14 protein-coding genes and 1 other annotated feature are annotated in these 15,080 nt (G+C 55.2%); of the genes, 3 read left to right on the forward strand and 11 right to left on the reverse strand.

The features are described from left to right. Positions 1-19: 19 nt before the first annotated feature. A complete protein-coding gene (gene mog / locus HVX72_RS17730; RefSeq protein WP_181822009.1) occupies positions 20-607 on the reverse strand; it encodes a molybdopterin adenylyltransferase in 588 nt (195 codons plus the stop codon). 107 nt (positions 608-714) lie between these two features. Beyond that, entirely contained in the window at positions 715-1,668 is a 954-nt protein-coding gene (gene tal / locus HVX72_RS17735; protein WP_181822010.1) for a transaldolase, read from the reverse strand. Positions 1,669-1,951: 283 nt separating this feature from the next. Between tal and HVX72_RS17740 the strand changes: the two genes are divergently transcribed. Continuing rightward, the gene (locus tag HVX72_RS17740) at positions 1,952-3,382 is read left to right on the forward strand and encodes a sodium:alanine symporter family protein (RefSeq protein WP_181822011.1); all 1,431 of its coding nucleotides are present in this window, start codon (positions 1,952-1,954) and stop codon (positions 3,380-3,382) included. Positions 3,383-3,451: 69 nt separating this feature from the next. Then, positions 3,452-4,225, forward strand: coding sequence for a peroxide stress protein YaaA (gene yaaA, locus HVX72_RS17745; RefSeq protein ID WP_181822012.1), 774 nt, complete (start codon positions 3,452-3,454; stop codon positions 4,223-4,225). A gap of 56 nt (positions 4,226-4,281) precedes the next feature. Here yaaA and thrC read toward each other — a convergent pair whose 3' ends face one another. The 6 genes from thrC to yjjY all read right to left on the reverse strand — a co-directional run bounded on the left by thrC (position 4,282) and on the right by yjjY (position 10,669). Beyond that, positions 4,282-5,568, reverse strand: coding sequence for a threonine synthase (gene thrC / locus HVX72_RS17750; protein WP_181822013.1), 1,287 nt, complete (start codon positions 5,566-5,568; stop codon positions 4,282-4,284). Positions 5,569-5,571: 3 nt separating this feature from the next. Then, the gene (gene thrB, locus HVX72_RS17755; RefSeq protein WP_181822014.1) at positions 5,572-6,501 is read right to left on the reverse strand and encodes a homoserine kinase; all 930 of its coding nucleotides are present in this window, start codon (positions 6,499-6,501) and stop codon (positions 5,572-5,574) included. A 1-nt stretch (position 6,502) separates the two neighbouring features. Further along, positions 6,503-8,965 carry a bifunctional aspartate kinase/homoserine dehydrogenase I gene (gene thrA, locus HVX72_RS17760; protein WP_042290336.1) on the reverse strand — a complete coding sequence of 821 codons (2,463 nt, stop codon included), beginning with the start codon at positions 8,963-8,965 and terminating at the stop codon, positions 6,503-6,505. A 25-nt stretch (positions 8,966-8,990) separates the two neighbouring features. Next, positions 8,991-9,111: a sequence feature (Thr leader region), on the reverse strand. Beyond that, a complete protein-coding gene (thrL, locus tag HVX72_RS17765; RefSeq protein WP_001386572.1) occupies positions 9,047-9,112 on the reverse strand; it encodes a thr operon leader peptide in 66 nt (21 codons plus the stop codon). (Overlaps the previous feature by 65 nt.) Positions 9,113-9,443: 331 nt before the next feature. Continuing rightward, entirely contained in the window at positions 9,444-10,130 is a 687-nt protein-coding gene (locus tag HVX72_RS17770; RefSeq protein ID WP_181822015.1) for a tRNA/rRNA methyltransferase, read from the reverse strand. A gap of 398 nt (positions 10,131-10,528) precedes the next feature. Further along, the gene (gene yjjY, locus HVX72_RS17775; protein WP_001541509.1) at positions 10,529-10,669 is read right to left on the reverse strand and encodes a protein YjjY; all 141 of its coding nucleotides are present in this window, start codon (positions 10,667-10,669) and stop codon (positions 10,529-10,531) included. Positions 10,670-10,764: 95 nt separating this feature from the next. On the opposite strand from yjjY, the gene arcA reads away from it, so the two are divergent. Then, complete coding sequence (arcA, locus tag HVX72_RS17780) at positions 10,765-11,481, forward strand: two-component system response regulator ArcA (RefSeq protein ID WP_001194359.1); 717 nt, start codon at positions 10,765-10,767, stop codon at positions 11,479-11,481. Positions 11,482-11,549: 68 nt separating this feature from the next. Here the strand turns inward: arcA and creD are convergent, their stop codons facing one another. The 3 genes from creD to creB are packed head-to-tail and all read right to left on the reverse strand — an operon-like array spanning position 11,550 to position 15,078. Then, positions 11,550-12,905 (reverse strand): cell envelope integrity protein CreD, encoded by a 1,356-nt coding sequence (creD, locus tag HVX72_RS17785; protein WP_181822016.1) that lies wholly within the window; start codon positions 12,903-12,905, stop codon positions 11,550-11,552. Between the two features lie 59 nt (positions 12,906-12,964). After that, entirely contained in the window at positions 12,965-14,389 is a 1,425-nt protein-coding gene (gene creC / locus HVX72_RS17790) for a two-component system sensor histidine kinase CreC (protein WP_181822017.1), read from the reverse strand. Continuing rightward, complete coding sequence (gene creB, locus HVX72_RS17795; RefSeq protein ID WP_042290262.1) at positions 14,389-15,078, reverse strand: two-component system response regulator CreB; 690 nt, start codon at positions 15,076-15,078, stop codon at positions 14,389-14,391. Before creB ends, creC begins: the two co-directional genes overlap by 1 nt. Positions 15,079-15,080 lie beyond the last annotated feature (2 nt).

Raw genomic sequence — 15,080 nt, forward strand, 5'->3', positions numbered from 1 at the left:
TGTCACAAAAACATATAATTTAGCTATTTGTTTCGCGCCGCGCGCTTTTCGGACGAAATGCTGCTACAACTTCCGCTGCTGTTTCGACGTAAGGCCCGTCAAGCAACTGTATACAATACGGTACACTAGCAAAAATACCCGCGACCACCACGCTGCCATCCGCTGCTTTGACCCCTTCCAGCGTCTCTTGAATCGATTTCGGCTGGCCCGGCAAATTGAGGATCAGCGCCTGTTTGCGGATTACCCCAACCTGGCGCGAGAGAATCGCTGTCGGTACAAAGTGGAGGCTAATCTGCCGCATTTGTTCACCGAAACCGGGGATCTCGCGGTCGGCAATGGCCAGCGTCGCGTCCGGCGTGACGTCGCGACGCGCCGGACCGGTACCGCCGGTAGTCAGCACCAGGTGGCAACTCATTTCGTCGACCAGTTCGCACAGCGTCTGCTCAATAATGGCCTGCTCATCGGGAATTAAACGCGTCTGCACGTCAAACGGCGTTGTCAGCGCTTTGCCCAGCCATTCTTCCAGAGCCGGGATGCCTTTATCCTGATAAACACCGCTGGACGCGCGGTCAGAAATCGACACTAAGCCGATGCGTAAGGTATTCATATTCATTCCATTCAACTGATGCATTTAGGGAATGATACACGCAGAGGGGATTTTCAGACAGAGGACGAGAGAGGTCGCGTGACCGGGGATCCGGTCACGCGGAATGATTACAGCAGATCGCCGATCATTTTTTCCAGTTTTTCCTGGTCAACGGCAAACTTACGGATACCGTCCGCCAGTTTGTCCACCGCCATTGGATCCTGGTTGTGCTGCCACAGGAACTCAGACTCGGTAATACGTTCCGGGCGCGCTTTCACTTCGCCAGAGAAGGACAGTTTACGTTCGACAGTGCCTTCGCTTTCAGCCAGTTCTTTCAGCAGCGCAGGAGCGATCGTCAGGCGATCGCAACCTGCCAACTCAAGGATTTCGCCGATATTGCGGAAGCTTGCGCCCATTACCACCGTCTCGTAGCCGTGCTGTTTGTAGTATTCGTAGATTTCCGTTACGGAAACCACGCCCGGATCTTCTGCCGGAGCATACTCTTTCTTATCGGTATTGGCTTTGTACCAGTCCAGAATACGACCCACAAACGGGGAGATCAGGTAAACACCCGCTTCAGCACAGGCGCGCGCCTGAGCGAAGGAGAACAGCAACGTCAGGTTACAGTTGATGCCCTCTTTTTCCAACTGCTCAGCGGCACGGATGCCCTGCCAGGTGGAAGCCAGCTTAATCAGAATGCGATCGTTGCTGATGCCCGCGTCGTTATAGAGCTTAATGATGCGTTTTGCCTTAGCGATAGACGCTTCGGTGTCGTAGGACAGACGCGCATCCACTTCCGTGGAGATACGGCCCGGAACCAGTTTGAGGATTTCCAGACCGATGTTGACCGCCAGCTTATCGGTAGCGTCAACAATCTGCTGCGCGCGGTCGCTGCTCTGCTGCTTAGCCCAGGCAACAGCGTCATCAATCAACTTGCGGTATTCCGGGATCTGCGCTGCGTTAAGAATGAGAGAAGGGTTGGTTGTGGCATCCTGCGGCTGATACAGCTTCATTGCCGCGATGTCTCCGGTGTCGGCCACCACGGTGGTGAACTGACGAAGGGAGGTCAATTTGTCCGTCATGATAGTGTTTCTCTTTAAACAGCTTGTTAGGGGGATGTAACCGGTCTGCCCTGATGATAACACGACGCAGTGTCAGCGCAACCGCAGACAATGCGGTTATCCCCGTCGCGCCGCCAGGGGCAATTTTCAGCGCTTGTCTTGATGTCACGCGCGATTCGTGCGCTCAACCTCATGTATGATTGACGCCCGCTACCCGTTGTCCAGCAGCGTATATACTATTCGACAATTGGTAACGCTTACACGGGATTGTTAAAGCGTACCGGCAGCAACAAGAGGGATGTTAATGCCTGACTTCTTTTCATTTATCAACGACGTGCTCTGGGGATCGGTCATGATCTACCTGCTCTTTGGAGCAGGCTGCTGGTTTACCTGGCGCACGGGATTCGTTCAATTTCGCTATATCCGCCAGTTTGGCAGAAGTCTGAAAAACAGCGTGAACCCGCAACCGGGCGGGCTAACCTCATTTCAGGCATTATGCACCAGTCTTGCCGCGCGGATAGGGAGCGGCAACCTGTCCGGCGTCGCGCTGGCGATCACTGCCGGCGGGCCGGGCGCGGTTTTCTGGATGTGGGTCGCTGCCGTTATCGGCATGGCCACCTCCTTCGCCGAAAGCGCCCTTGCCCAACTGTATAAAGAGCGCGATCGCCACGGCCAGTTTCGCGGCGGTCCGGCGTGGTATATGGCGCGCGGTTTAGGCATGCGTTGGATGGGCGTGCTGTTCGCCCTCTTTTTGCTGATAGCGTATGGGATGATTTTCAATGGCGTTCAGGCAAACGCCGTTTCGCGCGCGCTCCATTTTTCGTTTGATTTCCCGCCCCTGGTCAGCGGCGTGGTCCTCGCCGGCGCCGCGTTGCTGGTTATCGTCAGGGGCATCCGGGGCGTGGCGCGAATGATGCAGTGGTTTGTTCCGATGATGGCGCTGCTATGGGTGGTGACCAGCCTGGTGGTCTGTGCAATCAATATCGACTTGATCCCTGACGTGGTACTGTCCATCGTGCAGAACGCGTTTGGCTGGCAGGAAGCCGCAGGCGGCGCGGCAGGGTACACGCTGAGCCAGGCCCTTACCAGCGGCTTTCAGCGCAGCATGTTTTCTAATGAAGCCGGAATGGGGTCAACGCCGAATGCCGCCGCCGCGGCAGCCTCCTGGCCGCCGCACCCCGCAGCCCAGGGCATCGTACAGATGATCGGCATTTTTATCGACACGCTGGTGGTCTGCAGCGCCACCGCCATGCTGGTTTTGCTGGCTGGCAACGGCACGACCTATGCGCCGATGGAAGGCATACAGTTGATCCAGAAAGCGATGAGCGCGCTGGTTGGCGAGTGGGGTGGCGATTTTGTCGCCATTGTGGTGACGCTGTTTGCCTTTAGTTCGATCGTGGTGAACACCATTTATGCCGAGAACAATCTGTTCTTTCTGCGAATGGATAACCGGCGGGCCATCTGGACATTGCGGTTTGCGGCCTGTTCTACGGTGATCGCCGGGACGCTGATGAGTTTCCCCGTTTTGTGGCAACTTGCCGACATCATCATGGCCTGCATGGCGATAACCAACCTGACCGCGATTCTGCTGCTGTCGCCGGTGGTGCATACCCTCGCCAGCGATTATTTACGCCAGCGTAAACTGGGCGTGCGTCCCGTCTTCGATCCGCTGCGGTACCCGGATATTGAACCGCAGCTGGCGCCGGATGCCTGGGACGATATCCCACGGAACTAATCGCAACTATCGATCAACTCTGTCGCGTTTTTTGCTAAAGTCGCAGAAAATTTCCTGCAAGGACTGGATATGCTGATTCTGATTTCACCTGCAAAAACCCTCGACTATCAAAGCCCGCTGGCGACAACGCGCTTTACGCAACCCGAGCTGCTGGATCACGCCCAGCAGCTTATTCATGAGGCGCGCAAGCTGTCGGCGCCGCAAATCGGCAAGCTGATGGGCATCAGCGATAAACTTGCCGATCTGAATGCCACCCGCTTTCATGACTGGCAGCCCGACTTTACGCCGGAAAACGCCCGCCAGGCTATTCTCGCCTTTAAGGGCGATGTATATACCGGTTTGCAGGCGGAAACCTTCAGCGACGCGGATTTCGAGTTCGCCCAGCAACATTTACGTATGCTGTCAGGGTTATACGGCGTCCTGCGCCCATTGGATCTGATGCAGCCGTACCGTCTGGAAATGGGGATTCGTCTGCAAAACGCCAGAGGGAAAGACCTGTATCAGTTTTGGGGCGACGTGATTACCAACAAGCTAAACGACGCGCTGGCGGCACAGGGAGACCGGGTGATTATCAATCTGGCGTCGGACGAATACTTTAAATCGGTGAAACCGCAGAAATTGAATGCTGAATTAATCAAGCCGGTGTTTCTTGATGAGAAGATCGGCAAGTTTAAGGTGATCAGCTTCTACGCCAAAAAAGCGCGCGGCCTGATGAGCCGGTACATTATTGAAAATCGTCTGACGAAACCGGAACAATTGACCGGTTTTAATCGTGAAGGCTATTTCTTTGATGAAGCCGCATCGGGGGATGGCGAATTGGTGTTTAAGCGCTACGAGCAGTAATGGGCGATGGTCTGATGGCGGCACGCCGCCATCAGACATTGCAGATACAGCCGCGATTATCCCCGGCTCATCATCAGCTTACGCAGAGCGGCGAAATCCGCCGGAAGCGAATGGGAAAGCAGCGGCAGATCGGCCCTTTCCGCCAGCGCTTTCGGCAGATCCAACGTTTCGCCCAGGATCGCTTCCACGCTCTCTTTAAATTTCGCCGGATGCGCCGTACCGAGAAACAGACCGTACTCGCCCGGATTCAGGCGATCGCGCAGGGCGCGGTACGCTACCGCCGCGTGCGGCTCCGAGGTATATCCCTTCGCTTTGAGCTCACGCAGGGTCTCTTTGGTGGTTTCATCATCCACTGCGGCATAGCCCAGCTCATTCAGACGCCAGATCTTACGACGGAACAGCTCCTCCACGCGCGGCCAGTTGTTCGGCTGGCTGACATCCATGGCGTTCGACAAAGTCGCCTGCGTCGCTTTCGGCGCCCATTTGCCCTCCTGCAGGAATCTCGGTACGGTATCATTGACGTTGGTCGCCGCGATAAAGCGCTTCACCGGCAGGCCAAGCGACTTCGCCAACAGGCCCGCCGTCAGATCGCCAAAGTTTCCGCTCGGTACAGAGATGACCAACTGATTGCGCGCGTCTTGCGGCAACTGCGCGACGGCTTCAAAGTAATAACAAATCTGCGCCAGCAGACGGCTGATATTGATCGAGTTCGCCGAGTTCAGCCCCAGCGCGACTTTCAGTTCCTCATCATCGAACGCCTGCTTCACCAGCGCCTGACAAGCATCGAAATCGCCATCAATCGCCACGGTTTCAATGTTGCCGCCGAGGGTGCAGAACAGTGTTTCCTGTAGCGGGCTGATCTTGCCGCGCGGATACAGAATAACGACGCGCACGTTCGGCAGACCGTAAAACGCATGGGCCACGGCAGCGCCAGTATCACCTGATGTCGCCGTCAGAATGGTCACCGGCTTGTCACCGCTGATTTGGGTCAGCATCTGCGCCATAAACCGGCCGCCGAAATCCTTAAACGCCAACGTTGGGCCGTGGAACAGCTCCAGACAGCCGACGTCGCCTTCAACCTGTGTGACCGGCGCCGGGAAGGCAAACGCGGCGCGCACGCGCTCTTCAAGGATCGCCTGCGGGATCTCATCGCCAATAAAAGCGGAAAGAATCTTCGCGCTCCGGCTGACGAAATCCTGGTTCAGCATGTCATCGACTTCTGTCAGGCTAAATTCCGGCAGGTCGTGCGGAAAAAACAGCCCCTGATTTTTGCCCAGCCCCTGCGTGACGGCCTGCGCGAAGTTAACCTGTTCGTTATGATCTTTAAGATTGTAGAGTTTCATTAATTATCCCAATACCCGTGCGCCTGCCGTGTCCAGCCGGCAAATATGAACAAAGCCTTCCTGATTTTGCAGATAGTTTTTCTCAAGCCAGTCTGCCACCCGCTGTGCGGTATCCGGCTTATCGCACAGCGCGAACAGCGTCGGCCCTGATCCGGAAATCCCGCTCGCCAGCGCGCCGATTTCCGCCACCGCCTGACGCGCCTGGCTGAAGCCCGGCAGTAAACGCTCGCGGTACGGTTCGGCAATCACGTCCTTCATCAGTTTTGCCGCCAGCCCTGGCTGACGGGAATAACAGGCATGAATAAATCCGGCCAGATGACGCCCGTGGGCGATGCAGTCCTGACGACGATATTGCGCAGGCAAAATCGCGCGCGCTTCCGCCGTAGAGACCTTAATGCCCGGATAAGCCAGCACCCACAGCCATTCATCAAAGCCTGGCACCTGCTGGCTGATAATGCCGTTTTCTTCAATCATCAGCTGCATGCCGCCGAGAAAACACGGCGCCACATTATCGTAATGAATACTGCCTGAGATACGGCCTTCCAGCTCGCCCATGATCGCCAGCAGCCGGGTATCGTTCAGCGGCTTTCCGCAGTGCGCGTTCATCGCCACCAGCGCCGCCACCACAGAACAGGCGCTGGACCCTAAACCGGAGCCAATCGGCATATTCTTTTCCAGGGTCATCGCCACCGGGATCGGTTTACCCAACTCCTGGCAGAAACGCTCCCAGCATTGATACACAATGTTTTCGCGTGGCTCTGTCGGCAGTTTGTCGGCGAAATGGCCGCGATTTTGCAGACTGAAGCTTTCCGCCGCGTCAACCGTTACCACGTCGCCTAACAGTGAACCATCAACCGGCGTTACGGCCGCCCCGAGCACATCGAAGCCAACGCTCATATTGGCGCTGGAAGCCGGGGCATACACTTTAACCATCTTAGACTCCTAACTTCCATGAGAGGGTGCGCAGCAGGTCGGCAAATACCCCTGCCGCCGTCACGTCGTTACCAGCGCCGTAACCACGTAGCACCAGCGGCAGCGGCTGGTAATAGTGGCTGTAGAAGGCCAGCGCGTTTTCGCCGTTTTTCACTTTATATAACGGATCGTTGCCATCCACTTCAGCAATTTTCACCCTGCACACGCCGTCTTCTTCGATATTGCCAACATAGCGTAAGACGTTGCCCGCATCACGCGCTTTTGCCACTCGTGCGGCAAAGGCGTCATCCAGTTGCGGCAGGTTCGCCATAAACGCCGCGACATCGCCGGAATCGTCAAATGTTTCCGGAAGGACTGGCTCAATTACGATGTCAGACAGCTCCAGCTCACGCCCGGTTTCACGGGCGAGGATCAGCAGCTTGCGCGCAACGTCCATCCCGGACAGATCGTCACGCGGATCCGGCTCGGTATAGCCCATTTCGCGCGCCATTTTGGTGGCGTCCGAAAGGCTCATCCCTTCGTCCAGCTTACCGAAAATAAACGACAGCGAACCAGACAGGATGCCGGAAAATTTTTGCAGTTCGTCACCCGCGTTGAGCAGGTTTTGCAGGTTCTCGATTACCGGCAAACCCGCGCCGACGTTAGTGTCGTAAAGGAATTTACGCCGTGACTTCGCCGCCGCGAAACGCAACTGGTGGTAGTAATCCATCGACGAGGTATTCGCCTTTTTGTTCGGCGTAACGACGTGGAAACCTTCACGCAGGAAGTCTGCATACTGATCCGCCACCGCCTGGCTGGAGGTGCAGTCGACAATCACCGGGTTCAGCAGATGGTAGTCTTTCACCAGCCGAATTAAGCGTCCCAGGTTAAACGGCTCTTTCGCTTCCGCCAGCGCCGCCTGCCAGTTTTCCAGGTTCAGGCCGTGTACGTTAGTCAACATTGCCCTGGAGTTCGCTACGCCGCAGACGCGCAGATCGATATGCTTGTTCTTAAGCCAGGTTTGCTGTCGCTTAAGCTGCTCCAGCAGTGCGCCGCCGACGCCGCCGACGCCGATGACAAATACTTCAATCACCTGGTCGGTATTGAACAGCATCTGATGGGTCACACGGACGCCCGTAGTGACATCGTCATTGTTCACAACAACCGAAATGGAACGTTCGGAAGACCCTTGAGCGATTGCGACAATATTGATATTGGCGCGAGCCAGCGCGGCGAAGAATTTAGCGGAGATCCCGCGCAGCGTGCGCATGCCATCTCCCACGACCGAAATGATCGCCAGACGTTCTGTGACTGCCAGCGGTTCCAGCAGCCCTTCTTTCAGTTCAAGATAGAACTCGTCCTGCAACGCGCGCTGGGCGCGGGCGCAGTCTGCCTGCGGCACACAGAAGCTGATGCTGTATTCCGATGATGACTGGGTGATCAGCACCACCGAGATCCCGGCGCGTGACATAACCGCGAAAACGCGCGCCGCCATCCCCACCATGCCTTTCATTCCAGGGCCGGAGACGTTGAACATCGCCATATTGTTGAGATTAGAAATACCTTTCACCGGCAGGTCGTCTTCGTCACGGCTTGCGCCAATGAGCGTGCCCGGCGCCTGCGGGTTACCGGTGTTTTTAATCAGGCAAGGGATCTGGAACTGGGCGATTGGTGTGATGGTACGGGGGTGAAGGACTTTCGCGCCGAAGTAGGAGAGCTCCATCGCTTCCTGATACGACATCGACTTCAGCAGCCTGGCATCCGGTACCTGCCGCGGATCGCAGGTATACACGCCGTCAACGTCAGTCCAGATCTCGCAGCAGTCGGCGCGTAAGCAGGCGGCCAGTACTGCGGCAGAGTAATCGGAACCATTGCGGCCCAGCACCACCAGCTCCCCTTTCTCGTTCCCGGCGGTGAAACCGGCCATCAGAATCATGTGATCGGCCGGAATGCGTCCGGCGGCGATACGACGCGTCGATTCGGCAATATCAACGGTAGATTCGAGGTAGTGACCGACAGCCAGCAATTTCTCGACGGGATCGATAACGGTCACGTTGTGGCCGCGAGCTTCCAGCAGGCCCGCCATGATGGCAATTGACATTTTTTCGCCACGGCAGATAAGCGCAGCGTTGATGCTGTCCGGGCACTGGCCGAGCAGGCTGATCCCATGCAGTACATGTTTAATCTGGGCAAACTCTTGCTCAACGAACGCTTTCAACTTCGCCACCGGGAAGCCCGGTTGCGCCTCAGCGAGCCCAGTCAGAAGTTCGGCAAAAATACGTTCGGCATCGCTGATATTGGGCAAAGCGTCCTGGCCGCCGATAGTCTTTTCAATCATGGCCACCAGATGGTTCGTTATTTTCGCCGGGGCAGAAAGTACGGTCGCTACCTGCCCCTGCCTGGCATTGCTCTCCAGAATATCGGCAACCCGCAGAAAACGTTCTGCATTTGCCACTGATGTACCGCCGAACTTCAACACTCGCATGGTTGTTACCTCGTTACCTTTGGTCGAAAAAAAAGCCCGCACTGTTCAGGTGCGGGCTTTTTTCTGTGTTTCCTGTACGCGTCAGCCCGCACCGTTACCTGTGGTAATGGTGATGGTGGTGGTAATGGTGGTGCTGATGCGTTTCATAGATGTTGTGTGCTCTGTCATTTTTATCTGTCTGTGCTTGTCTATACCCTGAATACGTCGAGTTGCACGAAGGCGGCAAATGAACAATGTCCGATGAGCCTGGCTAAGCGATTTCGCTGGGCGACCGCTGAGAGCACACCTGCAACGTGAAGTATGACGGGTATATATTGGTTAAAGTATCTGATGACCTAAGTCAATAAATAATTGATTTACTCACCTTACGAAACTTGTTCATGTGCTGCTGCCGTCAGGTTTACTTTTAACCGATAAACCAGGTTAGCCCCTCTTGTTTTCAGCAAAAATAACCACAATACAGATAATTAACAAACAATTATTCTGTGATATTTTTTTCGATATCATGCACCAGTCGATGCAGCATGGCGGTGTCTCGCTGACCTAAAAGTCCCAAACGCTGTTGTAACCAGTCGACCAGCTTTTGGTCATCTGCGACATCTAAGGTCATCAGCAATTGCATGAGGCGGGAACGTAACGCCTGTAACTGAAATTCATCAGATACGTCGATATTTTTAGCCGGTTGTTGCATTAAACCTGCTAATTGATAGCAATAAACCATGACGGCCTGCCCAAGATTCAGGGAGGGATAATCCGCCACCATTGGCACGCCGGTCAGCACGTCCGCCAGCGCCAGCTCCTCATTGGTTAAGCCGGAATCTTCACGGCCAAACACTAGCGCAGCATGATTCATCCAGCCTGCTTTTTCGTCCAGCAACGGCACCAGTTCTGCCGGCGTGGCGTAGTAATGGAATTTCGCCCGGCTGCGGGCGGTCGTGGCGATGGTAAAATCGACATCCTGAATCGCGTCAGCAAGCGTGGGAAAAACAGCAATATTATCAATAATATCGCCGGAACCATGCGCGACCCAGCGCGTTGCTGGCTCCAGATGCTCCTGGCTGTCCACAATACGCAACTGGCTGAATCCCATTGTTTTCATCGCGCGTGCCGCCGCGCCGATATTTTCCGCTCTCGCCGGGGCAACAAGGATAATTGTGATACGCATTTAGCTACTCTTTAGATATGCCCGCGCAGAATAACGTGACCAATGTCAACTTATTACGCAGAGCGAATTTACAAAATTTTAACGAAAAAAGCTGAAAAACCGTTTCACCGTCAATAAAAGACGCTAAACTATTTCCTGACTTTACTAACATTTTTTATGTTAACAGAAACAGTATATCCTGCTGTTTATCTAAGACAATTTGATTTAAAATGAAACGCATTCATCGGATTCATTGCGTTAATTAGTTTTCCTGTGCAACTAGTTGGATTATTGCAAATTTGTGATGAACGCTAGCATTTGGATACGATGATTTCATCAAACTGTTAACGTGCTACAATTGAACTTGATATATGTCAACGAAGCGTAGTTTTATTGGGTGTCCGGTACGTCTTAGCCTGTTATGTTGCTGTTAAAATGGTTAGGATGACAGCCGTTTTTGACACTGTCGGGTCCAGAGGGAAAGTACCCACGACCAAGCTAATGATGTTGTTGACGTTGATGGAAAGTGCATCAAGAACGCAATTACGTACTTTAGTCATGTTACGCCGATCATGTTAATTTGCGACATGCATCAGGCAGGTCAGGGACTTTTGTACTTCCTGTTTCGATTTAGTTGGCAATTTAGGTATCAAACATGCAGACCCCGCACATTCTTATCGTTGAAGACGAGTTGGTAACACGCAACACGTTGAAAAGTATTTTCGAAGCGGAAGGCTATGATGTATTCGAAGCGACAGATGGCGCGGAAATGCATCAGATCCTCTCTGAATATGACATCAACCTGGTGATCATGGATATCAACCTGCCAGGGAAAAACGGCCTTCTGCTGGCGCGTGAACTGCGCGAACAGGCGAACGTTGCGCTGATGTTCCTGACGGGCCGCGATAACGAAGTCGACAAAATCCTCGGCCTCGAAATCGGTGCGGACGATTACATCACCAAACCGTTTAACCCGCGCGAACTGACTATCCGTGCCCGTAACCTGCTGTCCCGTACCATGAACCTGGGTACTGTCAGCGAAGAACGTCGTAGCGTAGAAAGCTATAAGTTCAACGGTTGGGAACTGGACATCAACAGCCGTTCTCTGATCGGCCCTGATGGCGAGCAGTACAAACTGCCGCGCAGCGAGTTCCGCGCGATGCTGCACTTCTGTGAGAATCCAGGCAAGATCCAGTCTCGCGCAGAACTGCTGAAAAAAATGACCGGTCGCGAGCTGAAGCCGCATGATCGTACCGTTGACGTGACCATCCGCCGTATTCGTAAGCATTTCGAATCCACGCCGGATACCCCTGAAATCATCGCCACCATTCACGGTGAAGGTTACCGTTTCTGCGGCGATCTGCAGGACTAAGCGGGTTACCACCGTCATTGAAAAACGGCGCTTTGTGCGCCGTTTTTTATACCGGGAAGAAAAACACTTTATTTCCAGAGACGCAATGCGTCGTCCTGATTATCTGGCGTCACCGGCGGCACAGGCTTTGCACGGGAAAACGTATACCAGTCCAGATGGCGTGTCAGGAACATCACCCCGCCAAGCGCCAAAAGCAGTACCGCCGTCCCCAACAGCAGCGCGCTATCCTCGGAGCGCAGCAGCACCCACATCACCCCATCAAGCAACAGTAAAGCCAGCGTGAAAACGATACTGATACGCCAGCCTTTCAACACCGCCTGCAAATAGACGCCATTCATCATCGCCCCGACCAGACTCGCCGCTATCCACGCTGGCGTAAAGCCAATGTGTTCGGACAGCGCCAACAGCAGCAGGTAAAACATGACCAACGAAAGCCCCACCAGCAGATACTGCATGGGATGAAGCCGTTTTCCGGTCAGCGTTTCGAAGACAAAGAACGCCATGAACGTGAGACTGATCAGCAAAAGCGCATATTTTGTCGCTCTGTCCGTTAACTGATATTGATCGGCGGGTGTCGCAACGGCGACGCTGAACGAAGGCAAACGGTACCAACCGTCTTTTTGCGTAGCGACAAACTCTTCGCCGAGATTGTTGGCAAACCAGCTGCTTTGCCACTGGGCCTGAAACCCGGACGGGCTGATTTCACGTTTACCCGGCAGGAAATCACCGAGGAAATTCGGATGCGGCCAGTTGCTGGTGAGCGTCATTTCACTGCTGCGCCCGATGGGCACCACTGAAAAAGAGCCGGTTCCGCTTAAGTTTAGCGACATCGCCAGGTTCAGGTCGCGCGTCGCCCACTGTTCATCCGGCAGGGGAATGTGGATCCCCGCCCCGCTCCCGGTTAACCCCGTCCCCGGCTCGACGGCGAGTGGGATGCCATTGACCGTCGGCGCTTTCACTGCGCCAATCCCCCGCGCGTCGCCGACGCCCATCACAATAAACGGTTTCCCCAGGCTAATCGAGGGCTTGTTCAGCGCATTCAGGCGCGCAACATCAAACTTCGCGTTGATCGCCAGGTCGGTATGCCAGACCTGCCCCTGATAAATGCCTACCTTGCGTGCTTCGACATTCTGATTGCCTTCCACCATCAGCGACTCCGGTAGCCAGAAGTGGATAAAACTGCGGGTGCGCTCTACTTTTTTGTCATCTTCCATCACCGTGTACAGTTCGCTGACGGGTACTGCAATCAATGGCCCCACCACTTTTTGCGGGCCGCTGGTGCTCTGCCGAATGGCATCCTCCACCGTATCGCGGTAATCAGCGCGTTCAACAATAATCTGCCGGACCATCATCAGCGGGATCAGCAGTAACACGATCGCGCCACCTAAGGTGACGACTTTCCAGAACAGGGGGGATTTCAACATAGCGTTCTCCTTTTGCAATACCCGCAAGAGTAAGTCCGCTATGTGGGGAGATGTTGAAGTTATGTGAAGTGACGGTGAAGTGTGAACGAGGCCTCCACACCGCCTTGCGGACGGTTACGCAGTTCAACATTCCCTTTTAACAAACGCGCGACCTCGCTGACGAACGCCAGACCCAGGCCACTGCTTTTATGCCCGTTTTCGCGCGGCAGCGAATAAAACCGCTCGAAGATACGCGGCAGCGCAAAGTCCGGGATCCCCGTCCCGGTATCGGTAACCGTCAGCGTGACCCGATCAGCCTGCGCCCGCGCGCTCAGGGTAATGGTTCCCCCCTCGGGAGTAAAATCAATGGCGTTATCGAGCAAATTGCCCAGCGCCTGCTCCAGCAAAGCGGGCTCCGCCGCAACGGTCAATGTCGATGGCATTATCTCCAGTGCGATCTTCTTTGTGGCGAGCTGGATGGCGCGCGCCTCGCTGACGTGCGTAAACAGCGCGTCAACCGCCACCGGCGAGAGTGTAATTTCCTGACGGTTCTCCAGCCGCGCCTGGCGCAGCAGCGTTTCTACCAGCACCTGCATTCGCGCATTCTGGCTGAGAATGTTGTCGGTGAAACGCTGCACGATGTCCGGAGGCGGGCCTTCGCGCAGGATTTCCGCCGCGCCGCGGATCGCCGCCAGCGGACTTTTTAGCTCATGGGTTAACGCGTAGACATACTGTTCGATGTAATTCTTCCCTTCCAGCTTCAGACGCATACTCTCCAGCGCCTGCGCCAGCTTGCGCAACTCACTGCTTCCCAACGCCGGCAGCGGCATTGGCTGATTTTCCGTCACCGAATCCGCATAGCGTGTCAGGCGGGCGATCGAGCGGTTAATCCACCAGACCATACCCGCGCCAATCACCAACGCAATACCGAGCAGGATCGCGCTCGCCCAGAGGATCCGCCGTTCACTGCGTTTAATGACTGGCGCCATCGCCGCATTTGGCTTACCCACGCTCAGTACGCCAATGATTTTACCGCCGTCCAGCACCGGCGCCGCGACATACATAACCGAACTTTCCGGGTCCGCGGGATCCTGTGGGGTACTGCGCGCGCCGTATTGTCCGCGCAGGGTTAACCAGACGTCGTTCCAGCGCGAATAGTCTTGCCCAACGGCCTTATTCGCAGAGTCGAACACCACTTTGCCCTGCGCATCGGTCATGTAGACGTGGTACTCGTTACGCACTTTATAGATACCGCTGATATTGGCGCGAAAGGGGCGATCGTGCAGCAGCGTGAACGCCTGCGCCAGCTGGCCGCGCGCCGGATCGCCAGACAGAAGATCGTCGCGCGCCAGCGCCGCCAACAGCGTCGCGGTGTCAATCAACGTTCCCTCGGTTGCGCGTCGGACGCCCGGTTTGATTTCCTGCACGAAAATCGACAGTACAAACCAGGCGGCAACAGCGACAATCAGGAAGTAACCGAGCAGCAGACGCATGCCAATGCGCATCAGAGGCTCCTCAGGCTGTAGCCCATCCCGCGATGCGTATTGATAGGCGAAAGATCCGGATTAATCGCGCGTAATTTAGCGCGCAGGGTTTTGATATGCGTATCGACCGTGCGGTCAAAAGTATCCTGCGCATCGGCCCAAACGATATCCATCAGTTGCTGGCGCGAGTAAACCCGGCCGGGTGACTGTAGCAACGTTTTCAGCAGTAAAAACTCATAGCGCGTGAGCGTCAGCGGCGTGCCAAACCACGCAATCCCGGCGGCCAGTTCATTCAGTTCAAAATGACCAATAGTGACGACGGGAGATGGCGTGGAGAATTTTTTCACCCGGCGTAGCAGCGTTCGCACCCGGGCGCACACTTCCCGCGGCGAGAAAGGTTTCGCCACATAGTCATCCGCGCCGATTTCCAGGCCTAACAGGCGATCGACTTCATCACTGCGCGCCGTCAGAAAGAGAACCGGTAAGGCCGGATACCGTTCCAGCAGGCGTCGGCACAGTTCAAAGCCGCTGATATCCGGTAGGCCGACGTCAAGAATCGCGACATCCGGACAACGCTGCCGCGATTTTTCCAGCGCGGGCAAGCCGCGCTCAAAGGCTTCAACGCGAAAACCTTCCTGCTGGAGCATGTAAATCAGGGTATCCGCAATGCCCTGTTCATCTTCCACCAGCCAGACCGAAACCTGCTGCATAA

The organism is Citrobacter sp. RHB21-C05 (genome assembly GCF_013889015.1).
GTDB lineage: Bacteria > Pseudomonadota > Gammaproteobacteria > Enterobacterales > Enterobacteriaceae > Citrobacter_A > Citrobacter_A sedlakii.